The following is a 23,683-nucleotide window of genomic DNA, read 5'->3' as shown; positions in this document are numbered from 1 at the left end:
GCTCCTGCACGTTTCCCCTCGGTCCTCCACCAGTCCCCCGCCGTAATACAGTCATGATCGAATCTACTGCGTCCCGTGCTGCCGGGGTGACCAGTTAAGGACCCGGCACTATGTCGACATGGCAACTTGGCGTGAAGCAGTCGATCACGAAGCGTTGCACTCACGGGCGTTGCTGGGAAGTGCGCCTTGGCTCCGTGGCCGGTCCCCGTAGGGTTCAGGCGGCTTCTGTATGGCTTTCAGCCCTGGTGGGACCGGGGTTGGGTACCCCTTCGGCCAAGGAATGCATGGCCATAGGAAGTTGGCTGAAAAGCAATGGGTGCGTGCGCGCGAATCGGTCAGTCCCCCGGCGTAGACCCACCAGCATGCCGACCGCTCCGATGCGCCCCCGCGCCCGTCCGCCCGTGCCGCCCGCGGCGCTCGCGACTCTGCTCCTCGACCAGCCGCTCCGCCCCCCGCTCCGACTGCCGCAGAAGCAGCCGGCAGACCCCCGTCACGGCCGCGAGTCCGAGGGCCGAGCCCGCGGCTCCGGCCAGTGATGTCCCGTACCCCACGAGGACGACGGGAACCAGGACGCAGCTGAACGCGGCCCAGCGCACCACGTCGCTCGCCGAGTCCTGAGGAGGGGCGGGCGGCGCCTCCTCGGCGCGCGGGGCCGGGGCGCCGCCGCGCGGGCGCTCGCGCGCCCCCTCCGGAAGGCGTCGGCGGCTCTGCGTCGTGACTCGTGAGGACGTCGTGACTTGTGAGGACACGGACGGCGGTCCAGGCACGGCGGGCTCCCTGTGGCGGTGGCGTACCGAGGTTCAACGCGTGGTCGCTCGGCCGGTCACTGGCGTGAACCTTGTGGCCGATCCCGGTCCACGCGGGTGGGTGCCCAAACCACCTGTACGAGGCAGCAACCATTGCCATACGGGCGCCGCTCATGCATGCTCCGGTGAACGCCGTGAGGCTCCCGCAGGGCCGACAGCAAGCTCTGGGCAGGAGAGGAGTGTCGCCGTACCCTTAGGGGTATGGGGTTGGGAAGATGATTCCCGGACACAGCTCCGGTGGTCGTAGCCGCTCCTCCTCGTCCCTGCCCGATCCTGTCCGTTCCGCTCCATATGCGCCGTACGACCCGAACAAAGCCGACCCTCCCACAGAGGACTCCTTCGCCGAGACACCCATGGCCGGTCACGAATTCTCCGAACCCGCGGACCGCAAGCGGCAGGTCGCCGATCCCACGGCGACCCCCCAGGCGGCGGAAGAACCACGTCATTCCTGCGATCCAGCCTTCCGGCACGGGGTCGTCGTCGGCTTCGACGGCTCGACCTCCAGTGAGCGCGCGCTCTCGTACGCGATCGGCATGGCCCATCGCTCCGGATCAGGCCTGATCATCGTGCACGTCGCCAACCGGCTCCCCACCACCGTGTGGGCGGGCTGTGAGCCCCCGGTCTTCGTCGACGTGCCGGACCACCGCACGGAAGTGCTCGGCCTGGAGCTGGCCTGTGCGGACTATCTGTCCGAGGTGCCCTGGATCCTCGTCGAGCGCGGCGGCGACATCTGCCACGAACTCGAAGAGGTCGGCCGGGAGTATGCGGCGGACGCGATCGTCGTCGGGTCGACGCACGGGATCGTGGGGCGCATCTTCGGCTCGGTCGCGGGCCGGCTCGCGCGCCGTGCGCAGCGCCCCGTCGTCGTCATTCCGTAACACCCCTTCGTCGCAGGTGGGGTTGGGGTGGCGAGGCGTCAACTTCCTTGCCGTGTAGATAAATCTACTCACGCGTAGAGGTGGGTTGTGCCCTTGTGAAGGGTACGTACAGGTGGCACGGCAACCTCCTGCCGACCGGGGAGTGACGGCCACCGGGCGAGGCAGGCGCGGGTCGGGGGAATGGGCGCCCCCGGCTCCTGAAGAACGACCCCTCGCACGCTTGGTGGCACGCGCGAGGGGTCGTTCACATGGCAGGGCCGCTCTTCGCGAGGACTACTCGACCGTGACCGACTTGGCCAGGTTGCGCGGCTTGTCGATGTCGCGGCCCAGGGCCAATGCCGTGTGGTAGGCGAGGAGTTGGAGCGGGATGCCCATCAGGATCGGGTCCAGCTCGTTCTCGTTCTTCGGGACGAGGATCGTCTGGTCGGCCTTCTCCTGCTCCTGGTGCGCGACCGCGAGGATCTTGCCGCTGCGGGCCTTGATCTCCTCGAGGGCGGCGCGGTTCTTCTCCAGGAGGTCGTCGTTCGGGACGATCGCGACCGTCGGGAGCGCGGGCTCGATGAGCGCGAGCGGGCCGTGCTTGAGCTCGGAGGCGGGGTAGGCCTCGGCGTGGATGTACGAGACCTCCTTGAGCTTGAGCGAGGCCTCGCGGGCGACGGGGTAGCCGCGTACGCGTCCGATGAAGAGCATCGAGCGGGCTTCCGCGTACTGCTTGGCGATCTTCTTGATCTCGTCCTCCTGCTTGAGGATCTCCGAGATCTGGCCGGGCAGCTTGCGCAGGCCCTCGATGATCCGCTTGCCGTCGGAGACCGACAGGTCACGGATGCGGCCCAGGTGCAGGGCGAGCAGGCCGAAGGCGACCGTGGTGTTGGTGAAGCACTTGGTCGAGACGACGCAGACCTCGGGGCCCGCATGGACGTACACGCCCGCGTCGGCCTCACGGGCGATCGCCGAGCCGACGACGTTCACGACGCCCAGGACGCGGGCGCCCTTGCGCTTGAGCTCCTGGACGGCGGCCAGCACGTCGTACGTCTCGCCGGACTGCGATACGGCGATGTACAGGGTGTCGGGGTCCACCACCGGGTTGCGGTAGCGGAACTCGCTCGCGGGCTCGGCGTCCGCGGGGATGCGGGCCAGCTCCTCGATCATCTGGGCGCCGATCATGCCCGCGTGGTACGAGGTGCCGCAGCCGAGGATCTTGACGCGGCGCACCTTGCGGGCGTCGTGCGCGTCGAGGTTCAGGCCGCCGAGGTGCACGGTGGAGAAGCGGTCGTCGATGCGGCCGCGCAGGACGCGGTCCACGGCGTCGGGCTGCTCGAAGATCTCCTTGTGCATGTACGTGTCGTGGCCGCCCATGTCGTACGACTCGGCCTCCCACTCCACGGTGGTCGGCGACGCGGTCGTGCGCGAGCCCTCGGTCGTGTACGTGCGGTAGTCGTCGGCCTTGATGGTGGCCATCTCGCCGTCGTCGAGGGTGACGACCTGACGGGTGTGCGAGACGAGCGCGGCGACGTCCGAGGCGACGAACATCTCCTTCTCGCCGATGCCGAGGACCACGGGGGAGCCGTTGCGGGCGACGACGATGCGGTCGTTGAAGTCGGCGTGCAGGACGGCGATGCCGTACGTGCCCTCGACGTGTCGCAGGGCCTCGCGGACCTTGTCCTCCAGCTTGTCCGCCTGGGCGCGGGCGATGAGGTGGGTGAGGACCTCGGTGTCCGTCTCGGAGAGGAACTCGACGCCGTCGGCGGTGAGCTTGGCGCGCAGCTCGGAGGCGTTGTCGATGATGCCGTTGTGGACGACGGCGACCTTGTCGTCGGCCGACATGTGCGGGTGCGCGTTCTCGTCGGACGGGGCGCCGTGGGTGGCCCAGCGGGTGTGGGCGATGCCGGTGGTGCCCTTGAAGCGGGCGGGCACCTTGGCCTCCAGGTCGCGCACGCGGCCCTTCGCCTTGACCATCTTCAGGCCTGCGGCCTTGGGGCTGGTGATGACGACGCCCGCGGAGTCGTAGCCGCGGTACTCCAGGCGCTGCAGGCCTTCGAGGAGGAGGGGGGCCACGTCACGCTTGCCGATATAACCGACGATTCCACACATAGAGGGTGTCCTAGCCGTAGAGGGTTGGGTTGTTCCGGGCTGGCTCTCAGCCGTCTCAGCCGTAGATCATGCGGCGCAGCTGTCTGAGGCTGAGCTCGGGCGGCGCGACCGCGCGGTACTTGAGGTCCGCCGAGATCTGTTCGAAGATCGCCGCGTTCAGCAGGCCCTGACCTTGCAGTTCGCGGTGGCGGCGACGGACGAATTCCTCGGTCGTCTCGTCGAAGTAGGCCAGCACGTCCTGGACGACCCGCAGAGCTTCGCCCCGCTGGAGCGGGGTGCTGCGGGTCAGGTGGTCCACCAGGTCGTCGTGCATTCGTTGATCCTGGAGTAATAGCCCTCTCGGTGCAACAATCCTGCCCGATTCCGGGCAGGGTCGTGGCGAAAATCGGCCCCGGACCCCTACATCCGCTTCAGGACCGCCTGCTTGGCGAGGGAGAACTCCTCGTCGGTGAGTATTCCGGACTGGTGCAGTTCGCCCAGCTCACGCAGGCGCCGCAGCAGCGCGTCGTGATCGTCCTCCGCCGGGGCGGCAGGCACGGCCTTCGCCGTCAGGGCAGGGGGCGCCTGCGAGGGTTCCGCCGAGGCCGCCGCCGGATGCGGCAGCCGCACCTGCACGGCCGCGGCCACCAGCGCCATCAGCGGGTCCTTCTTGAAGCCCCACAGCTCGACGGAGTTCGGGTCGTACTTCGGCGGGGCCTTGGTGGGCGCGTGCCGGACGGTGAAGCGGAGGTAGCCGTTCTCCAGGCCCACCGCGGGCTGCCACTCCACCGCCGCGACATCGGCGAGGGCCAGCGAGCGCGCGCCGGCCGCCGACTTCGCCTCCTCCGTCTTCCAGTTCCACTCCAGGCGGATGTGCTCGCCGTCGAAGCTCGCCGTGCCGTCCCCCGCGGAGACCGAGAGCGGCACCGAGGGGCCCGGCAGCAGATAGCCGTCGCAGGGCGCGGCAGGCACCTGCTCGATCAGCAGCGCGTTGCGGACCTCGTCGACGACGTACTCCGCGACGCCGTAGCGATCCGAATCCACCGTCAGCTGATACGGGTCCGCGTCCCCGAGCTTGCCCCCGGCCGCCTGCAGCAATGGATCGGCGCCGTCCCGCAGCCGCAGCCTCAGCCGCCCCGACTTCTTGCCCTGTTCGAAGGCGATGCCCGCCAACGCGACCAGCGGCACGGCCAGTTCTCCCAGTGACTTGCGCAGCAGGGACACGTTCTTGTCGCGTCCCGGCACAAGGCGCAGCGTCTCTCCGTCGAAGGTCCATGTCCCGTCGCGCTGGATGATTTCCGCCATGGGGACGATTCTTCCACCGGCGGGCGGCCGAAGTGGTCTACACCCTTGACCCGCCACGGGGTGCGAGGGTCCCATGGTGAGCGTTCGATTGAGATGCACCACAGTGATGGCCCGTCGAAGGGACCCGCACGTGAGACAGCACCCCAGATCGACCCGCCTGTTCGGCTCGTTGCTGCTCGTAGCCGCGGCCGGACTCTCTTCCGTGGCCGCTGTGCCGGGCGGCGACAGCGGAGCCAAGGAGGCAGCCACGGCCGGCGAACCGACCCCGCTCGGCCAGGTGATCCCGGCCCCCGCCTCCGCCGACCCGGGCGGCTCTCCGTACGAGATCAACGCCAAGACCCGCATCCGGGTCGACGACTCGCGCGACGCGCACAGGATCGGCGGCTATCTGGCGGGTGTCCTGCGCCCCTCCACCGGCCACCCCCTCAAGGTCACCGACGACGAGGGCCGCGACGGCATCCGGCTGCGGCTGAACCCCAAGGACACGTCCCTGGGCAGTGAGGGCTACCGCCTGGAGTCCAAGCGCGGTTCCGTCACCATCACGGCCCGTAAGTCCGCGGGGCTCTTCTACGGCGTCCAGACGCTGCGCCAGCAGCTGCCGGCGGCCGCCGAGAAGAAGAGCAGGCAGAAGGGCCCCTGGCTGGTGGCGGGCGGCACCATCGAGGACTCGCCCCGCTACGAGCACCGCGGCGCGATGCTCGACGTGTCGCGGCACTTCTTCTCGGTCGACAAGGTCAAGCGCTACATCGACCAGATGTCGCTCTACAAGGTCAACAAGCTGCACCTGCACCTGAGCGACGACCAGGGCTGGCGCATCGCCATCGACTCCTGGCCCCGGCTCGCCACGTACGGCGGCTCCACGCAGGTCGGCGGCGGCCAGGGCGGCTACTACACCAAGGCCCAGTACAAGGACATCGTCAAGTACGCGGCGTCGCGGCAGCTCGAAGTGATCCCCGAGATCGACATGCCGGGCCACACGAACGCCGCGCTCGCCTCGTACGCCGAGCTGAACTGCGACGGCGTCGCGCCGCCGCTCTACACCGGCACCGAGGTCGGCTTCAGCTCGCTGTGCGTGAAGAAGGCCGTCACGTACGACTTCGTGGACGACGTCATCCGCGAGATCGCCGCCCTGACGCCCGGCAAGTACATCCACATCGGCGGCGACGAGGCGCACTCCACCAGCCACGAGGACTACGTGGAGTTCATGAACAAGGTCCAGCCGGTGGTCGCCAAGTACGGCAAGACCGCGATCGGCTGGCACCAGCTGACCGGCGCCACGCCCGCCAAGGGCGCCATCGCGCAGTACTGGGGCTACGACGCCACCGGCGCCGCCGAGCGCGAGCAGGTCGCGAACGCGGCGAAGAAGGGCACCAAGCTGGTCCTGTCGCCCGCGGACCGCGCCTACCTCGACATGAAGTACGACAAGGACACCCCGCTGGGCCTGTCCTGGGCGGGCTACGTCTCCGTGCAGCGCAGCTACGACTGGGACCCGGGGACGTACCTGACGGGCGCGCCCGCGGACTCGATCAAGGGTGTCGAGGCGCCGCTGTGGTCGGAGACGCTCTCGACCTCGCCGCACATCGAGTACATGGCGTTCCCGCGCCTCCCCGGCATCGCCGAGCTCGGCTGGTCGCCCGCGTCGACGCACGACTGGAACACGTACAAGACGCGGCTCGCCGAACAGGGCCCGCGCTGGGACGCGCTGGGCATCGGCTACTACAAGTCGCCGGAAGTTCCCTGGCCGTCGAAGTAGACAGGCGGACACGTGAGAGTGGGGCTCCCGAGGACCGTCTCGGGAGCCCCACTCGGCTTATGGGTGACTGGCTACGCGATCGGGTTCCTGAGCGTCCCGACCAGCTGCAGCGCGCCCGCCGGGTCGGCGAGGTCCACCATCTGCTCGTTGTCCCGCAGCTGGAGCCTGTTCAGGCAGGAGCGCGCGAATTCGGGCGCGAACATGTCGAACTGCTTGAACTTGTCGGCCAGTTGGGGAGTCGCCTCCTGGTAGGCGGTGACGCACTCGGCGACGGCGCCCCAGAACGTCTCCTCGTCCACCAGGCCCTCGGTGACGAGGTTCGCGGACAGGAAGCGGAAGAAGCAGTCGAAGACGTCCGTGAAGATGGACAGGAGCTTCTGGTCGTCGGGCACCTCGACCCGCAGCCGCTCCACCGTCGGCGGGAGCACCGCGTCCGGGTCCATGACCGCGATCTCCTCGGCGATGTCCTTGAAGATCGCCCGCTGTACGACGCCGTCCTTCAGGACCAGGATGACGTTCTCGCCGTGCGGCATGAAGACGAGGTCGTACATGTAGAAGCTGTGAAGCAGCGGCGTCAGGTACGCGTGCAGGTAGCCGCGCAGCCACTCGGCGGGGGTGAGCCCGGAGCGCTCGATGAGGGCGCCCGCGAAGGACGCGCCGTCGAGGTCGGTGTGCAGGAGCGAGGCCATCGTGGCCAGCTGCTCGCCCTCCGCGAGGGACGGGACGGGGCTCTCGCGCCACAGGGCCGCGAGCATCTTGCGGTACGGGGAGTAGCGGTCGGTGGCGGCCTCGTACTCCAGGTGGCGATAGCCGACGGCCGCGCGCTCACGGATGATCGTCAGGCCGGTCGACTTCAGCGTCTCGTCGGTGTCGATGAGGTTCGCCAGCCAGTCGTTGATCGCCGGGGTCGCCTCCATGTACGCGGCCGAGAGTCCGCGCATGAAACCCATGTTGATGACCGACAGGGCCGTTTTGACGTAGTGCTTGGCCGGGTCGCTGGTGTTGAAGAACGTACGGATCGACTGCTGGGCGAGGTACTCGTCGTCGCCCTCGCCCAGGCAGACCAGGTGCCGCTGGGCGACCTCGGCCGCGAAGGTCACCGAGAGCTTGTTCCACCACTGCCAGGGGTGGGCCGGGATCAGGATGTAGTCCTCGGGGTCCAGGCCCTGGTCGCGGAGTGTGCGGTCGAAGCGCTCCAGGGTCTCCTGGCCCAGCTCGGCCCGGAAGAACGACTCGTAGTCGATGCCCGCGCCCGCGGTGAAGGCGGCGCGCTCCTTGCTCGCCGCCAGCCACACCAGGCGCAGGGGGCTCGCGGTCTCGGGAGCGTACGAGAGGTACTCGTGCACGCCGAAGCCGAGCCGGCCGTTGTTGGCGACGAAGCAGGGGTGGCCCTCGGTCATGCCCGTCTCGATCTCCTGGAAGCCGGAGCGGGAGAGCTCGGCGGAGGGGATCGCGGGCTTGGTGAGTTTGTAGCAGGTGCCGGAGAGGGTGGAGGAGATCTCCTCCAGGTAGACCGGCAGGATCTCGTCGCTCAGGCCGAGCGCCGTACGCAGCTCGATGAAGAAGTCCAGCGCGTTCAGCGGGAGTTCGGCGCCGTCGCGGTGCCGGGAGATGGAGCCGGCGTCCACCTGCCAGTGGTCGAGCCGCAGCCGCTTGGCGGTGAAGCGGTAGCGGGTCAGGGCGTCGTCGCTGCGGATGACGTAGGTGTCGTCGCCCAGCGGCTCCGGGGTGAAGAGCCGCTCGTGGGCGAACTCGGCGATGGCTTTGCGGATGAGGAGGCGGTTGGCCTGCTCCCAGCGCTCGGGGGAGAGGTGCGCCGTTGCGTCGGACAGGGTCATATCGCCGTTTCCCTTTCGCGTACTGCTTGTTCGAACTGCTCGCGGGTGCAGAAGCTCAGCAGAGCCTTCTTCTCCGGCTTCTGGATGACCTCGGACGCCCGGAAGCCGACGGCCTCGTTCAGGGCGTGCACGGCCACGTTGTCGACGTCGGGCTCGACCACCACGCGCTCGGTCGCCGGGTCGGCGAAGAGCGTCTCCATGACCTTGGTGATCACGTCCCGGGTGAAGCCGGGGATGCGGACGTCGGAGGGCGCGGTGAGGAAGTGCATGCCCACGTCGCCGGGCTGCGGCTCGTAGAGCCCGACGAGCTCGACGTGCGCGGGGTCGTAGCGCTCCATCAGGAAGGCGGGGACGCCTTTGTGCAGGCCGATGAACGCGTCGTGGTGCTCGTGGGCGGCGATCGCCATGTACTCGCGCTCGACGTCCGGCAGCGTCGCGTCCTGCATCATCCAGAACGAGGCCTTGGGGTGGGTGACCCAGCCGTGCAGGAGCTCGGCGTCCTTCAGCGGGTCGAGGGGGCGCAGGGTCAGGTCTGCGGTGGTGCTCATACGGCGAACTCCTGGAACGCGATGGACTTCTCGACGGGGTAGTACTCGGCGCCGAGCAGCTCACCGATGATGTACGCGTTGCGGTACGGGCCCATGCCCAGGTCGGGGCTGGTCAGGGAGTGGGAGTGCACGGCGCCGTTCTGCAGGAAGATGCCGCGGCCCGTGGTGTCGATCGAGTAGTTGCGGGCGACCTCGAAGCGGCCGCGGCCGTCCCAGCGGATGCGGCCGCGCACCGGCTCAAGGAAGTCGGGCGTGACGTACTGGTAGCCGGTGGCCAGGATCAGGCCCTCGGACTCCAGCTCGAAGTCCTTGCCCTGCTCGTCCTGGCGCAGGCCCAGGGTGTAGGTGCCGTTCTCGTGCCGGGCGCTCCGCAGCGATGAGTTGGTGAGCAGCCGCGTCGGCACCGGGCCGCCGAGGTTCTTCTGGTAGAGCAGGTCGAAGATCTCGTTGATCAGGTCGCCGTCGATGCCCTTGAAGAGCGTCTTCTGCTGATCCTGCAGGCGGTAGCGGGTCGCTTCCGGCAGTGCGTGGAAGTAGTCGACGTACTCCGGCGAGGTCATCTCCAGGGTCAGCTTGGTGTACTCAAGGGGGAAGAAGCGCGGGGAGCGCGTGACCCAGTTGAGCTTGTAGCCGTGGACGTCGATCTCGCTCAGGAGGTCCTGGTAGATCTCGGCGGCGGACTGGCCGCTGCCGACGAGCGTGATCGACTCCTTCTTCTGGAGCTCCTGCTTGGACTGGAGGTAGCGGGAGTTGTGGATGAAGTCCCCGCCGAGGTCCGCGCACGACTCGGGGATGTGCGGCGGCGTGCCGGTGCCCAGGACGAGGTGGCGGGCGCGGAAGGTGTCGCCGCTGGTCGTGTGGACGACGTACAGATCGTCCGCGTACGTCACCTCGGTCACCGTCGTGCTGAAGCGGACCGAGGAGAGCTTGGCCGCGGCCCAGCGGCAGTAGTCGTTGTACTCCGTGCGCAGCGGATAGAAGTTCTCGCGGATGTAGAAGGAGTAGAGCCGCCCTGATTCCTTCAGGTAGTTGAGGAAGGAGTAGGGGGACGTCGGGTCCGCGAGGGTGACGAGGTCGGACATGAACGGGGTCTGGAGGTGAGCGCCCTCCAGGAACATGCCCGAGTGCCACTCGAAGTCCGGCTTGGACTCCAGGAAGAGGCCGCTCAGCTCGTCGATGGGTTCGGTCAGACAGGCGAGGCCGAGGTTGAAGGGGCCCAGTCCGATACCGATGAAGTCCAGTGGTTCTCGGTGATCAGGAAGCGCGGTCAAGGGTCTCTCCCAGGTACTGCTCGGCGTGGCCGGCGATCAGATCGAGGACGGCCGTGATGTCGGCGACCGTGGTCTCGGGATTGAGCAGGGTGAACTTGAGGTACTGGCGTTCGCCGACCTTGGTGCCCGCGACGACGGCGTCACCGGAGGCGAACAGGGCCTTACGGGCGTACAGGTTGGCGCGGTCGATGGCGGCGGGGTCGCAGATCGACTCGGGGATGTAGCGGAAGACGAGCGTGGAGAGCTGGGGCTCCACGACGACGTCGTAGCGCGGGTCGGCGGCGAGCAGCCGCCAGCCGTCGTCCGCCATGTCGCACACGGAGTCGAAGAGCTCGCCGATGGCGTCGGCGCCCATCACGCGCAGGGTCATCCACAGCTTCAGGGCGTCGAAGCGCCGCGTCGTCTGGAGGGACTTGTCGACCTGGTTGGGGATGCGCTCCTGCACCATGCGGCGCGGGTTGAGGTACTCCGCGTGGTACGTCGCGTGGCTCAGCGTGGAGCGGTCGCGCACCAGCACGGCGGAGGAACTCACCGGCTGGAAGAAGGACTTGTGGTAGTCGACGGTCACGGAGTCGGCGCGCTCGATGCCGTCGATGAGGTGGCGGTTCTTGAGCGAGGCGAGCAGACCGCACCCGTACGCCGCGTCGACGTGCATCCAGGTGCCGTACTGCTCGCAGAGTTCGGCGATCTCGGGGAGCGGGTCGATGGAGCCGAAGTCGGTGGTGCCGGCCGTGGCGACGACCGCCATGGGGGTGAGGTCGTCGGCCAGGCAGCGCTCCAGCTCGTGGGCGAGTGCCACGGTCTGCATGCGCTTGTCGTGATCGGTGGGGATGACGATCACGGCGTCCTCGCCGAGGCCGAGCAGCGTCGCGGCCTTCTGGATGCTGAAGTGGCCCACCTCGGAGGCGAAGATGCGCAGCCGCGAGGCCGGCTTTCCGGCCTTGGCGGCCTCCTCGCGGGCGAGCAGCATGGCCTGGAGGTTGGACTGCGAGCCGCCGCTGGTGAACACGCCGTCGGCGGCCGGGCCGAGCCCGATGCGCTCGGCGGTCCAGTCGATGAGACGGCGTTCGATCAGGGTGCCGCCCGCGGATTGATCCCAGGTGTCGAGGGAAGAGTTGACCGCGGAGAGCACCGCCTCGCCCAGCACGGCCGGTATGACGACCGGGCAGTTGAGGTGCGCGAGGTAGCGGGGATGGTGGAAGTACACGGCGTCGCGCAGGTAGAGCTCGTCGAGCTCGTCCAGGGCGGCGATGGTGTCGTGCAGGGGCTCGTCCAGGTCGACGGCCTCGATGCGGGGCGCGAGTTCGTCGACGGAGATCCCGGTGAAAGGGCGGGAGGTGGTGGCGATCCTGGCCGCCACCCGCTCGACTCCTTCGGTCACGGAACTGCGGTAACGCTCCGCGGTGGTGTCGTTGAGCAGGTGCGAGCGCATGAACTTCCTCTGGGTGAGGGGACTTGGGGGAAGTGAGGTAAGCCTAACCTAACTCTCCCTCGGGATAAACCCAGGGGGTCCCTGTGGTCACCGGGTGACACAAAAACGGAACAGCCCTCTCCGGAATGCGGAGAGGGCTGCTGCGTGAGGCCTTCGGAAGGGGAGGGGTCAGCTGACCTTCTTGGCCTTCTCGATCGCGTCGGCGAGGTCCTCGAGGATCGGGGCGCACTTGTCGTACGAGTAGATGGGCTCGGTGACGCGCGGGATGACCTGACCGGCCTTGACCGCGGGGAGCTTCGCCCAGGTCGGCTTCTCGATGTCCGCGGGCTGGATGGTGGCGGTGCGGTTGTCCATCATGATCACGTCCGCGGCGTGCTTGTTGACGTTCTCCCAGCTCAGGTTCTCGAACCAGCCGCCGCTCGCCTTCTTGGCGCTCTCGGACGGCTCGACGAAGTTCACGCCGAGGGACTTGAAGTACTCCAGGTCGGCGGAGAGGTTCGTCCCGGAGACGTAGAAGATGTCCTGGCTGGCCGAGCCGACGAGGACCTTGATGTCCTTGTTCGCCTTGGCGACCTTGCGCAGTCGCTCGGCGGCGGCCTCGAAGCGCTTCTTCGCCTTGACGACCTTCTCGGCCTTCACGTCGGCGCCGAGCGACTCGGCGAGCGCGAGGAGGCGCTGGAGGGGCTGGGTCATCTGGCGGTCGTAGACGCTGATGCCGGCGCTCGGGGCGAGCTTGAGGATCTTGTCCTTGCTCTCCTCGGGGACGGACCACAGGGTGCCCGCGTCGTCGAACATCGTGGAGACGAGGAGGTCGGGGGCGAGGCCCGCGTACTTCTCGATGTTGAACTTGCCCCACTCGTTGCCGAGGATCGTCAGCTTGCTGATGTCCATGTCGCCGGCCTGGACGTCCGCCTTGCCGTCCTTGGTCTTCGTCGGGCCGAAGACGCCCTTGACCTCGATGCCGTAGTCGAAGAGCGCGGCGGCGACGCCGGTGAAGGCGACGATGTTCTTCGGGGTGCCCTTGGCCTTGGCGGTCGTGCCGCGGTCGTCCTTGAAGCTCCAGGGGCCGGAGTCGCCGGAGTCCGCCGCGCCCGAGCCGTCCTTCTTGTCGTCGCCGCAGGCTGCCAGCATGGCCGTGAGGCCGAGGGCTCCACCGGCGGCGAGGATGCCGCGGCGGGAGGGCTGGGGGAAGCGGGGGTGGGACATATGAGGGTCTCTGCTTTCGTGAGGACGGCGGCGGGGCCACTGGCCGGAACTAGCGCTTAGGTTAACCTAACCTAATCTGGTGTCCAGCGGCTCCCGCGGTCGCCTTCCCCGGTGCGGGCGTGGTTATCCCGCGAACCCCAGCTCCCGTGCGATCAGCATCCGCTGCACCTCGCTGGTGCCCTCGCCGATCTCCAGGATCTTGGAGTCCCGCCACATCCGGGCCACGGGGTACTCGTTCATGAAGCCGTACCCGCCGTGGATCTGGGTGGCCTCGCGGGCGTTGTCGACGGCGACCGTGGAGGAGTAGAGCTTCGCGATCGCCGCCTCCTTCTTGAAGGACTCCCCGCCGACCAGGCGCGACGCCGCGTCCCGCCAGCCGACCCGGGCCATGTGCGCCCGCATCTCCATGTCGGCGATCTTGAACTGGATCGCTTGGTTCGCCCCGATCGGCTTCCCGAAGGCGTGCCGCTCCTTGGCGTACTTCACGGACTCGTCGACGCAGCCCTGCGCGAGGCCCGTCGCCAGCGCGGAGATCGCGACCCGGCCCTCGTCCAGGATGCGCAGGAACTGGGCGTATCCACGCCCCTCTTCGCCCAGCAGGTTGGCCACCGGGACCCGCACGTCCGAGAAGGCCAGCTCGCGGGTGTCCGACGCGTTCCAGCCGACCTTCGAGTACGGTGCCGCGACCGTGAAGCCCGGGGTGCCGGACGGCACGATGATCGAGGAGATCAGCGGACGGCCGTCCGCCTTGCGGCCGGTGACGGCGGTGACCGTGACCAGGCCCGTGATGTCCGTGCCGGAGTTGGTGATGAAGCACTTGGAGCCGTTGATCACCCACTCGTCGCCGTCCCGCACCGCGGTCGTGCGCGTGCCGCCCGCGTCCGAGCCGCCGTCCGGCTCGGTCAGGCCGAAGGCGCCCAGGAGTTCACCGGAGCAGAGCCGGGGCAGCCACTCCTGCTTCTGCTCGTCCGTGCCGAAGAGGTGGATCGGCATGGCGCCGAGCGAGACGCCCGCCTCCAGGGTGATCGCCACCGAGGAGTCGACCCGCGCCAGCTCCTCGAGCGCGATGCCGAGGGCGAGATAGTCGCCGCCCATGCCGCCGTACTCCTCGGGGAAGGGCAGGCCGAACAGGCCCATGCGGCCCATCTCGCGCACGATCTCGTACGGGAATTCGTGGCGTTCGTACAGGTCGCCGATCTTCGGGGCGACCACGTCGTGCGCGAACTCCTCGACCGTGCGGCGGAGTTCCTCGTGCTCGGGGGACAGACGGTGGTCCATCGTTCTTCACTGCTCCTGGTGGGAGGTGCCGGTCAGGGCACGGACGGTGCGGGACGGGCTGGGTCGGCCCAGTTGTTCGGCCATCCACGCGCTGGTGGCGGTGAGGCGGCCGAGATCGACGCCGGTCTCGATGCCGAGGCCGTCGAGCATCCATACGAGGTCTTCGGTGGCCAGATTGCCGGTGGCGCTCTTCGCGTACGGACAGCCGCCGAGGCCGCCCGCCGACGCGTCGACCGTGCTCACGCCGTGCTGCAGGGCGGCGAGGGTGTTGGCGAGCGCCTGGCCGTACGTGTCGTGGAAGTGCACGCCGATGCGGTCCGTGGGCACGCCCGCTTCGTTCAACCCGGCGAGCAGGGCCAGCACATGGCCCGGTGTGGCCACGCCGATGGTGTCGCCGAGGCTCAGCTCGTCGCAGCCCATGTCCAGGAGGGCCTTCGCGGTGCGGACGACCTGGGCGATGGGCACGGCGCCCTCCCACGGGTCGCCGAAGCACATGGAGACGTACCCCCGCACGTGCACCTTCTGCTCGCGGGCGCGGGCCACGACCGGCTCCGACATCGCGAGCGCCTCGTCCATCGTGCGGTTGAGGTTGGCCTTGGCGAAGGACTCCGTGGCGCTGACGAAGACGGCGACGCCGCGGGCGCCGAGCGCCAGGGCGCGGTCCAGGCCCCGGTCGTTCGGCACCAGGACCGGGAGCTTCACCTCGCCGCCCTGCGCGAGGTCGCGCACGAGCGGGAAAAGACGCTCGGAGTCCGCCAGTTGGGGCACCCACTTGGGGTGCACGAAGCTGGTCGCCTCGACGGTGGTGAGGCCCGCGGCGGCCAGGCGGTGGATGAACTCCGCCTTGATCTCCGTGGGGACGACCGCCTTCTCGTTCTGCAGGCCGTCCCGTGCGCCCACCTCGTGGATGCGGACGCGGGGCGGGAGGCCCTGGGCGGGGACGGCCATGGGGAGGCCGCCGGGCCGTGCGTCGGTGGTCACTTCTGGTCCTCCTCCGTCGTGTCCGCCTCGTCCGGGATCACCACGGCCAGGATCTGGTCCATGGCGACGGTCGCGCCCGGTGTGACGTCGAGTTCGCTGACGGTGCCCGCGTGCGGGGCGGAGATGACGTGCTCCATCTTCATGGCCTCCACCACGAGGAGGCTCTGCCCCTGGGCCACCCGGTCGCCGGTGGACACCTTGACGACCGTGACCGTCCCGGGCATCGGGGCGGTCAGCGCGTCGGCCCCGCTGTGGGCGGCTCCGGTGAGGCTCGCCTCCACGGGGTCGTGGTCCTGGACGTGCCAGGCGTCGCCGTCCCTGCCGAGCCAGTCGGCGGCGCGGTGGAACGTGTGGGTGAGGCCGTCCACGTGGACCGTGACGCGGCCGGGCTCCACCGTGCGGGGGCCCTCGCCCGCGACGTGCGCGACGGGTTCGTGTCCCGGCACGCGGAGTTGGTGCGTCAGCGGGGCCGGGGTGCCGCCAAGGCGCCAGCCCTTCGGCACCGAGAACGGGTCACGCCAGCCGTCACCGGTGGGTTCGAGGGCGGCGTTGCGCACGGCGGCCGCCGCTTCGTACACCTCGTCGGGCACTCCCTCGGGGACCAGGCCCTCCGCCTCGCGCTCGACGAGGCCCGTGTCCAACTCCCCGGAGACCACCGCCGGGTGGGCGAGGAGCCGCCGCAGGAATCCCGCGTTGGTCGGCACGCCCAGCGTGACCGTCTCCGCGAGGGCGGCCCGCAGCTTGCGCAGGGCGGTCGGGCGGTCCGGGCCGTACGCGATGACCTTGGACAGCATCGGGTCGTACAGGCTCCCGACCTCGGTGCCCCGGCTCAGCCCGGAGTCGGTCCGCACGCCGTCGCCCTGCGGTTCGTGCAGCGCGAGGACGGTCCCGCCGGACGGCAGGAAGCCGCGTGAAGGGTCCTCGGCGCAGATGCGGGCCTCGATCGCGTGGCCGGTGAGCGTGATGTCGTCCTGGCCGCAGGGGAGTTCCTCGCCGGCGGCGACCCGCAGCTGCCACTCCACCAGGTCGATGCCGGTGATCAGCTCCGTCACCGGGTGTTCCACCTGGAGGCGGGTGTTCATCTCCATGAAGTAGTACGACGCGGGGTCCTTGCCCGGCACGATGAACTCCACCGTGCCCGCGCCCGCGTACCCGCAGGAGCGGGCCGCCTGGACCGCCGCCTCGCCCATCGACGCGCGCGTGGCCTCGTCGAGCAGGACGCTCGGGGCCTCTTCGATGATCTTCTGGTGGCGGCGCTGGAGCGAGCACTCGCGCTCGCCCAGGTGGATCACATGGCCGTGACCGTCCGCGAGGACCTGGATCTCGATGTGCCGGGGGCGGTCGATCCACCGCTCCACCAGGAGCGTGTCGTCACCGAAGGAGGACCGCGCCTCGCGCCGCGCGGCGGCGATCTCGTCCGCGAGCAGCGAGGCGTCCCGCACCAGGCGCATGCCCTTGCCGCCGCCGCCCGCGGAGGGCTTGAGCAGCACCGGCATGCCGATCTCACGTGCCGCGTCGGCCAGTTGGGCGTCGGTCAGGCCGCTGCCGGAGGAGCCGGGGACCACCGGGACCCCGGCCGCCGCGACCGTCTCCTTGGCGCGGATCTTGTCGCCCATCAGGTCGATCGCCGAGGCGGGCGGCCCGATGAAGACCAGACCGGCCTCCGTGCAGGCCCGCGCGAACTCGGCGTTCTCCGCGAGGAAGCCGTACCCCGGGTGGACGGCCTGGGCGCCGCTGCGGGCCGCCGCTTCGAGCAGCCGCTCGGCCGAGAGATAGCTCTCGGACGCCGGGGCCGGACCTAGGCGCACGGCGGTGTCCGCCTCCCGCACGTGCCGGGCGTCCGCGTCCGCGTCGCTGAAGACGGCGACCGAGCGCACGCCGAGCGCCCGCAGCGTCCGGATGACGCGGACCGCGATCTCGCCCCTGTTGGCGACCAGCACCGTGTCGAACATCGTCCCTCTCCTGGAATCAGTCATGGCCGCCCTCACATCCGGAAGACGCCGAAGCCGGGCTCGCCCAGCGGGGCCTCGGCGCACGCGGTCAGGGCGAGGCCGAGGACCTGCCGGGTCTCCATGGGGTCGATCACGCCGTCGTCCCACAGCCGCGCGGTGGCGTAATAGGCGTTGCCCTGCTCTTCGTACTGGGCGCGGACCGGGGCCTTGAACGCCTCCTCGTCCTGCGCCGACCACTCTTCGCCGCGCGACTCCAACTGGTCGCGCTTGACGGTCGCGAGGACCGACGCGGCCTGCTCGCCTCCCATCACGGAGATCTTGGCGTTCGGCCACATCCACAGGAAGCGGGGGGAGTAGGCACGGCCGCACATCGAGTAGTTCCCCGCGCCGTACGAACCGCCGATCACGACCGTCAGCTTCGGCACGCGCGTGCAGGCCACGGCCGTCACCATCTTGGCGCCGTGCTTGGCGATGCCGCCCGCCTCGTAGTCCCGGCCGACCATGAAGCCGGAGATGTTCTGCAGGAAGACGAGGGGGATGCCGCGCTGGTCGCACAGCTCGATGAAGTGGGCGCCCTTCTGGGCGGACTCGGAGAACAGGATGCCGTTGTTCGCGATGATGCCGACCGGGTGGCCGTGGATGTGGGCGAAGCCCGTGATGAGCGTCTGGCCGTACTCCTGCTTGAACTCGGCGAAGCGCGAGCCGTCGACCACGCGCGCGATGACCTCGCGGACGTCATAGGGGGTGCGGGAGTCCATCGGCACCGCTCCATAGAGCCCGAGCGGATCGACCTTCGGCTCCTCGACAGGGCGGACGGACCAGGGGAGTTCACCGCGCCCGGGGAGCGTGGAGACGATCGTCCGCACGATCCGCAGCGCGTGCGCGTCGTCCTCCGCGAGGTGGTCCGTCACCCCGGAGACCCGGGAGTGGACCTCGCCGCCGCCCAGCTCCTCGGCCGTCACCACCTCGCCGGTCGCGGCCTTCACCAGGGGCGGGCCGCCGAGGAAGATCGTGCCCTGATTGCGGACGATGACGGCCTCGTCGCTCATCGCGGGGACGTACGCCCCGCCTGCCGTGCACGAGCCGAGCACGGCCGCGATCTGCGGGACGCCCGCACCGGACATCCGCGCCTGGTTGTAGAAGATCCGCCCGAAGTGCTCGCGGTCCGGGAAGACGTCGTCCTGCATGGGCAGGAAGGCGCCGCCCGAGTCCACCAGATACAGGCAGGGCAGGCGGTTCTCCAGCGCGACCTCCTGGGCGCGCAGGTGCTTCTTCACCGTCATCGGGTAGTACGTCCCGCCTTTGACGGTGGCGTCGTTGGCGACGATCACGCACGTGCGCCCGGAGACCCGGCCGATGCCGGCGATGACTCCGGCCGCCGGGGCGTCCCCGCCGTACAACCCGTCCGCCGCGAGCGGTGCCAGCTCAAGGAAGGGCGAGCCGGGGTCGAGCAGGGCGTCCACCCGGTCGCGGGGCAGCAGCTTGCCGCGGGAGACATGGCGGGCGCGGGCCCGCTCGCCACCGCCGAGCCTGGCCGCCGCGAGCTTGGCCCGCAGCTCGTCGACGAGGGCGGTGTGCGCCGCCTCGTTCGTCCGCCATGCTTCGGACGCGGGATCAGCCGCGCTCGCCAGCACTGGTGCCTGCAGCATCAGTCGAGCCCCCTTGCTCGGTTAATGAGCGTTAACGCATTTCCATCAGGTTAACGAGCGCTAACCGCCCTGTCTAGAATTGATTCCATGGCCACCAGAACCGACGCCCCCACCCGTCGCGAGCAGATCCTCAGGGAGGCCGCGCGGCTCTTCGCCGAGCGCGGCTTCCACGGAGTCGGAGTGGACGAGATAGGGGCGGCGGTCGGCATCAGCGGCCCCGGCCTCTACCGCCACTTCCCCGGCAAGGACGCGATGCTCGCCGAGCTGCTCGTCGGCATCAGCGGGCAGCTCCTGACCGGCGGCAAACGCTGCGTGGCCGACGAGAACGGGTCGCCGGAGCAGGTGCTCGACTCGCTCATCGAGGGGCACATCGACTTCGCCCTGGACGACCGCTCCCTGATCACGCTGCACGACCGCGAGCTCGACCGGCTGCGGGACACCGACCGCAAGCTGGTCCGCCAGCTCCAGCGGCAGTACGTGGAGATCTGGGTCGACGTGGTGCGCAAGGTCTATCCGGACCTCGCCGAGAACGCGGCCCGGGTGTCCGTGCACGCGGTCTTCGGGCTGCTCAACTCCACGCCGCACCTGAGCCGCCGCGACGCGCTGCCCAGCCGCACGGCCATGGCGCAGCTGCTGCACAGCCTCGCGCGCGGGGCGTTCGCCGCGGCCGTAGCGTGACGGGAGCGACAGGGCTTCTCTCTGGACGGTCCGGTGACCGACGGGTAACGTCTATCTGAGCAAGCGCTTAGTCGTGTGCGCTTGGCCGAGCCTGGTGCCGTATCGAAGGAGTTCTCCGTGCGCCGTACCGTTTTCAATGAGGACCACGAGGCGTTCCGGGAGACCCTGCGCGCCTTCATCGAGGCCGAGGTCGTCCCGGTCCACGAGGAGTGGTTCGCCGCGGGTCAGGTGCCGCGCGAGTTCTACTACAAGCTCGCCGAGCTCGGTCTCTTCGGGATCAGCGTCCCCGAGGAGTTCGGCGGCGCGGGCATCGAGTCGCACAAGTTCGAGGCCATCCAGTACGAGGAGACGGCCCGCGCGGGCGTCACCTTCGGCGGCTCCGGCGTCCACGTGCTGCTCGCCCTGCCGTACATCAAGGCGCTCGGCACCGACGAGCAGAAGAAGCGCTACCTCGAGAAGTTCGTCTCCGCCGAGGAGATGTGGGCCCTGGCGATGACCGAGCCGGGCACCGGCTCCGACCTCGCGGGCATGAAGACCACGGCCAAGCTCTCCGAGGACGGCACGCACTACGTCCTCAACGGCTCCAAGACCTTCATCACCGGCGGTGTGCACGCCGACCGCGTGATCGTCTGCGCGCGCACCTCCGCGCCCACCGCCGAGGACCGCCGCTTCGGCATCTCCCTCTTCGCCGTGGACACCAAGTCCGAGGGCTACTCCATCGGCCGCAAGCTCGACAAGCTCGGCCTGAAGACCTCCGACACCGCCGAGCTGGCGTTCGTCGACGTCAAGGTCCCCGTCGAGGACCTCCTCGGCGAGGAGAACAAGGGCTTCTACTACCTCGGCAGCAACCTGCCCTCCGAGCGCTGGGGCATCGCCTACGGCGCCTACGCGCAGGCCAAGGCCGCCGTCCGGTTCGCCAAGGAGTACGTCCAGGACCGCACGGTCTTCGGCAAGACGGTCGCCTCCTTCCAGAACACCAAGTTCGAGCTCGCCGCCTGCCAGGCCGAGGTGGACGCGGCCGAGGCCGTCGCCGACCGCGCCCTGGAGGCCCTGGACGCGGGCGAGCTGACCGCGGCCGAGGCCGCCTCCGCGAAGCTGTTCAACACCGAGGTCGCGCACCGCGTCATCGACAAGTGCCTCCAGCTGCACGGCGGCTACGGCTTCATGAACGAGTACCCCATCGCCCGCCTGTACGCGGACAACCGCGTCAACCGCATCTACGGCGGCACCAGCGAGGTCATGAAGATGATCATCGCCAAGAACATGGGCCTGTAGAAGAACACGGGCCTGTGAAAACCGCCCTGTAGAACTGGATTCATGAACAAGGCACTTGAGTCGCTCCTCGATCTGCTCGACCTCGAGCAGATCGAGGAGGACATATTCCGGGGCGTGAGCCGGTCGGCGATCGTCCCGCGCGTCTTCGGCGGCCAGGTGGCCGCCCAGGCGCTGGTGGCGGCAGGACGCACGGTCCCCGCCGAGAGGCCCGCCCACTCCCTGCACGCGTACTTCCTGCGTGCGGGGGATCCGGGCGCGCCGATCGTCTACACCGTCGACCGCATCCGCGACGGCCGCTCGTTCACCACCCGCAGGGTCGTCGCCGTCCAGCACGGGCAGCCGATATTCCACCTCTCCGCGTCCTTCCAGGCGCACGAGGAGGGCTTGGAGCACCAGACGGGCATGCCGTCCGCGCCGGACCCGGAGACACTGCCGACCGCCGCCGAGATGCTGCCCCGCCATCTGCCGGCCCACGTCGCCGAGCGCCTGATCGAGGCCCGCGCGGCCGTCGACCTGCGCTACGTGGACGCACCGCCCTGGGCCAGCGTCGGACAGCCGCGCGAGCCGCGCTCGCAGGTGTGGTTCCGCACGAACGGCAAGCTCGACGGCGGCATCGACGCCTCCCTGCTGCACGTCTGCCTCGCCACGTACGTCTCCGACATGACGCTGCTCGACTCGGTGCTGCTCGCGCACGGCAGGGGCGGCTGGGCGGTCGGCGACGTCGTCGGCGCGTCGCTCGACCACGCGATGTGGTTCCACCGCCCCTTCAGGGCCGACGAATGGCTCCTGTACGACCAGGAGTCGCCCTCCGCGTCCGGCGGGCGGGGCCTGGGCCAGGCGCGGATCTGGACGCAGGACGGGCAGCTCGCGGTGACGGTCATCCAGGAAGGCGTCGTTCGCGTTCCCCGCTGATCGGACATACCGTCCGATACATGAGTGAGCAACCGTCAGAGGGCGGCGGCGAGAGCACCTTCACCGTCATCGTCGCCGCCGTCGCCAACCTCGGGATCGCCGTCGCCAAGGCCGTCGCCGGTGTCATCAGCGGGTCGAGCGCGATGCTCTCCGAAGCGGCGCACTCCCTGGCCGACACCGTCACCGAACTGCTGCTCCTCACCGCCCTGAAGCGGAGCGAGAAACCCGCCGACGAGGACCACCCGCTGGGCTACGGCCCCGAGCGCTACATCTGGGCGATGCTCGCGGCCGTCGCCACCTTCGTCGGCGGCGCCGTCTTCTCGATCTACGACGGCATCCACACCCTGGTGGCGGGCGAGGAGCTCGGCGACCCGCTCGTCTCGTACATCGTGCTCGCCGTCGCCTTCCTCCTGGAGGGCTATTCGCTGCGCACCGGCGTCAAACAGGCACGCGGTGAGGCGGAGCGCTTCGGGGCGTCCTTCGGGCGCTATCTGCGCTACACGCCCGACACCGCCGTGAAGGCCGTCGTCCTGGAGGACTCCGCCGCCCTCGCCGGCCTCGTGCTCGCCGCGGGCGGACTGCTCGGCGGGCAGCTCACCGGGTCGGGCGCGTGGGACGGCGCGGCCTCGCTCTGCATCGGCGCGCTGCTGCTCTACGTCGCCTGGGTGCTCGGCCGCAGCAACGCGCAGCTCCTCATCGGGCGCCCGCTGCCGAAGCCGATGCGCAAGGAGATCCGCGAGGTGCTCCTCGCCTCCGAGCACGTCGAGGCCGTGCTCGAACTGACGACGCTGCTCCAGGGGCCGCAGGAGGCGATGGTCGCCGCCAAGGTCGACTTCCGCGACGCCTCCACGGCGGCGCAGATCGAGTGGGCCTGCGAACAGGCCGAGCGGCGGCTGCGGGAGCGGTTCCCCGGCGTACGACGGGTCTATCTGGACCCCACGCCGGGCTACTCCCAGCAACGTACGGAAGGGCTCAATCCGTGGCCGTGAGGCCCGCGGCGTCCAACAGGTAGGCCGTCATCGGGTCGTAGAAGCGCGGGCTCGTGACGTGGTCGTCCATCGGGACCGTCACCTGGACGGTGCCCTCGGCCTCACCGATGAACAGCGCCGGGTCGTTGCAGTCCGCGTACCCGACGGAGTCGATGCCGCGCTGGCCCGCCCGTCCGGCCCAGCCGTGGTCGGCGACGACCAGGTCCGGCAGCGGGCGCCCCTCGCGCTCCAGGCCGTCCAGGATCGCGTTCATCGGCTCGGGGGAGTGGGTGTGCCACAGGGTCGCGCCGCGCTCCAGCATCGCCACGTCCGCGAACTGGAAGACCATGCCCTCGTCGGCGGTGAGGCCCTCGGGGATGACGACGATCTCGCAGCCCGCCGAGCGCAGGGCGGCGGCCGTCGCGCGGTGCACGTCCAGCAGGCCTCCGGGGTGGCCGGTGGCGAAAAGGACCCTCTCCTTGCCGGCCGCGGCCTTGCGAAGGCGGGCCGCCATCCGCTCCAGGGCGTCGACCGTCAGCTCCGGGTCGATGGTGTCCTGCCCGTGCCGGAACTCGGCGTCGTCGATCACGCCGCACCGCTCGGCCATCACCGCGAGGACGTCCTGCTCGTCCGTCCAGCGGTCACCGAGCTCAAGGCCGAGCCAGTAGTGGCGGTCGCCGTTCGCGAGCTTCCGGTAATGGCTGAGGTTGTTCTCGCGGGGCGTGGCGACATCGCCCGCGATGCGGGAGCGGACTAGGTGGTCGACGAGCGCGGCACGGCTGGGTATCGGCATGGTGTCCATTCTGCCGTCGGTGACCGGCTGGTGGCGGGCAGTCCCGAAGCCTGGACTGTGAGCTGCACTGCGTTTGGCTTGAGCGGGGGT

20 protein-coding genes are annotated in these 23,683 nt (G+C 69.5%); 6 read left to right on the top strand and 14 right to left on the bottom strand.

Annotated features, from left to right (window positions below; translation table 11 throughout):
• Positions 1-335: 335 nt before the first annotated feature.
• Positions 336-599, bottom strand: coding sequence for a hypothetical protein (locus tag ACZ6ZP_RS05520; protein WP_469405808.1), 264 nt, complete (start codon positions 597-599; stop codon positions 336-338).
• A gap of 560 nt (positions 600-1,159) precedes the next feature.
• Between ACZ6ZP_RS05520 and ACZ6ZP_RS05515 the strand changes: the two genes are divergently transcribed.
• The gene (locus tag ACZ6ZP_RS05515) at positions 1,160-1,684 is read left to right on the top strand and encodes a universal stress protein (RefSeq protein WP_351164655.1); all 525 of its coding nucleotides are present in this window, start codon (positions 1,160-1,162) and stop codon (positions 1,682-1,684) included.
• Between the two features lie 273 nt (positions 1,685-1,957).
• On the opposite strand, the gene glmS is transcribed toward ACZ6ZP_RS05515, so the two are convergent.
• The 3 genes from glmS to ACZ6ZP_RS05500 all read right to left on the bottom strand — a co-directional run bounded on the left by glmS (position 1,958) and on the right by ACZ6ZP_RS05500 (position 5,059).
• Positions 1,958-3,775: a glutamine--fructose-6-phosphate transaminase (isomerizing) gene (gene glmS, locus ACZ6ZP_RS05510; protein WP_351164654.1), complete on the bottom strand. Its 1,818-nt coding sequence runs from the start codon at positions 3,773-3,775 to the stop codon at positions 1,958-1,960.
• Between the two features lie 55 nt (positions 3,776-3,830).
• Positions 3,831-4,088, bottom strand: a complete 258-nt coding sequence (locus tag ACZ6ZP_RS05505) for a hypothetical protein (protein ID WP_351164653.1) — start codon at positions 4,086-4,088, stop codon at positions 3,831-3,833.
• Positions 4,089-4,174: 86 nt separating this feature from the next.
• Complete coding sequence (locus ACZ6ZP_RS05500) at positions 4,175-5,059, bottom strand: DUF4429 domain-containing protein (protein ID WP_383822522.1); 885 nt, start codon at positions 5,057-5,059, stop codon at positions 4,175-4,177.
• Between the two features lie 106 nt (positions 5,060-5,165).
• Here ACZ6ZP_RS05500 and ACZ6ZP_RS05495 point away from each other — a divergent pair, with 106 nt between their 5' ends.
• Positions 5,166-6,812 carry a beta-N-acetylhexosaminidase gene (locus tag ACZ6ZP_RS05495; protein ID WP_366461980.1) on the top strand — a complete coding sequence of 549 codons (1,647 nt, stop codon included), beginning with the start codon at positions 5,166-5,168 and terminating at the stop codon, positions 6,810-6,812.
• Between the two features lie 71 nt (positions 6,813-6,883).
• On the opposite strand, the gene ACZ6ZP_RS05490 is transcribed toward ACZ6ZP_RS05495, so the two are convergent.
• The 9 genes from ACZ6ZP_RS05490 to ACZ6ZP_RS05450 all read right to left on the bottom strand — a co-directional run bounded on the left by ACZ6ZP_RS05490 (position 6,884) and on the right by ACZ6ZP_RS05450 (position 18,967).
• Complete coding sequence (locus ACZ6ZP_RS05490) at positions 6,884-8,650, bottom strand: IucA/IucC family protein (RefSeq protein WP_366461981.1); 1,767 nt, start codon at positions 8,648-8,650, stop codon at positions 6,884-6,886.
• Positions 8,647-9,198, bottom strand: coding sequence for a GNAT family N-acetyltransferase (locus ACZ6ZP_RS05485; protein WP_383822531.1), 552 nt, complete (start codon positions 9,196-9,198; stop codon positions 8,647-8,649). Before ACZ6ZP_RS05485 ends, ACZ6ZP_RS05490 begins: the two co-directional genes overlap by 4 nt.
• Positions 9,195-10,469, bottom strand: a complete 1,275-nt coding sequence (locus tag ACZ6ZP_RS05480; RefSeq protein ID WP_469405617.1) for a lysine N(6)-hydroxylase/L-ornithine N(5)-oxygenase family protein — start codon at positions 10,467-10,469, stop codon at positions 9,195-9,197. The genes ACZ6ZP_RS05485 and ACZ6ZP_RS05480 overlap by 4 nt, the downstream gene beginning before the upstream one ends.
• Positions 10,453-11,901: a pyridoxal phosphate-dependent decarboxylase family protein gene (locus ACZ6ZP_RS05475; protein ID WP_351164645.1), complete on the bottom strand. Its 1,449-nt coding sequence runs from the start codon at positions 11,899-11,901 to the stop codon at positions 10,453-10,455. The genes ACZ6ZP_RS05480 and ACZ6ZP_RS05475 overlap by 17 nt, the downstream gene beginning before the upstream one ends.
• Positions 11,902-12,069: 168 nt before the next feature.
• A complete protein-coding gene (locus ACZ6ZP_RS05470; RefSeq protein WP_351164644.1) occupies positions 12,070-13,107 on the bottom strand; it encodes an ABC transporter substrate-binding protein in 1,038 nt (345 codons plus the stop codon).
• A 123-nt stretch (positions 13,108-13,230) separates the two neighbouring features.
• Positions 13,231-14,385: an acyl-CoA dehydrogenase family protein gene (locus ACZ6ZP_RS05465; RefSeq protein WP_351164643.1), complete on the bottom strand. Its 1,155-nt coding sequence runs from the start codon at positions 14,383-14,385 to the stop codon at positions 13,231-13,233.
• A 6-nt stretch (positions 14,386-14,391) separates the two neighbouring features.
• On the bottom strand, positions 14,392-15,333 hold the full coding sequence (locus tag ACZ6ZP_RS05460) for a hydroxymethylglutaryl-CoA lyase (RefSeq protein ID WP_351164805.1): 942 nt from the start codon (positions 15,331-15,333) through the stop codon (positions 14,392-14,394).
• 29 nt (positions 15,334-15,362) lie between these two features.
• Positions 15,363-17,318 (bottom strand): acetyl/propionyl/methylcrotonyl-CoA carboxylase subunit alpha, encoded by a 1,956-nt coding sequence (locus tag ACZ6ZP_RS05455; protein WP_469405613.1) that lies wholly within the window; start codon positions 17,316-17,318, stop codon positions 15,363-15,365.
• 32 nt (positions 17,319-17,350) lie between these two features.
• The gene (locus ACZ6ZP_RS05450; protein WP_469405611.1) at positions 17,351-18,967 is read right to left on the bottom strand and encodes a carboxyl transferase domain-containing protein; all 1,617 of its coding nucleotides are present in this window, start codon (positions 18,965-18,967) and stop codon (positions 17,351-17,353) included.
• Between the two features lie 87 nt (positions 18,968-19,054).
• Between ACZ6ZP_RS05450 and ACZ6ZP_RS05445 the strand changes: the two genes are divergently transcribed.
• From ACZ6ZP_RS05445 to ACZ6ZP_RS05430, 4 genes are all read left to right on the top strand, one after another.
• Positions 19,055-19,645 carry an SACE_7040 family transcriptional regulator gene (locus ACZ6ZP_RS05445; protein ID WP_351164640.1) on the top strand — a complete coding sequence of 197 codons (591 nt, stop codon included), beginning with the start codon at positions 19,055-19,057 and terminating at the stop codon, positions 19,643-19,645.
• 117 nt (positions 19,646-19,762) lie between these two features.
• On the top strand, positions 19,763-20,920 hold the full coding sequence (locus tag ACZ6ZP_RS05440; protein WP_160505158.1) for an acyl-CoA dehydrogenase family protein: 1,158 nt from the start codon (positions 19,763-19,765) through the stop codon (positions 20,918-20,920).
• A gap of 42 nt (positions 20,921-20,962) precedes the next feature.
• Entirely contained in the window at positions 20,963-21,832 is an 870-nt protein-coding gene (locus ACZ6ZP_RS05435) for an acyl-CoA thioesterase (protein WP_366461984.1), read from the top strand.
• 20 nt (positions 21,833-21,852) lie between these two features.
• Positions 21,853-22,821, top strand: a complete 969-nt coding sequence (locus ACZ6ZP_RS05430) for a cation diffusion facilitator family transporter (protein WP_351164637.1) — start codon at positions 21,853-21,855, stop codon at positions 22,819-22,821.
• Here ACZ6ZP_RS05430 and ACZ6ZP_RS05425 read toward each other — a convergent pair.
• The gene (locus ACZ6ZP_RS05425; RefSeq protein ID WP_351164636.1) at positions 22,805-23,602 is read right to left on the bottom strand and encodes a phosphatase; all 798 of its coding nucleotides are present in this window, start codon (positions 23,600-23,602) and stop codon (positions 22,805-22,807) included. The two genes, ACZ6ZP_RS05430 and ACZ6ZP_RS05425, sit on opposite strands and share 17 nt — an antisense overlap.
• Positions 23,603-23,683: the final 81 nt, after the last annotated feature.

Source organism: Streptomyces sp. NPDC054047, from assembly GCF_055585065.1.
This window is presented reverse-complemented; position numbering and strand designations above follow the sequence as displayed.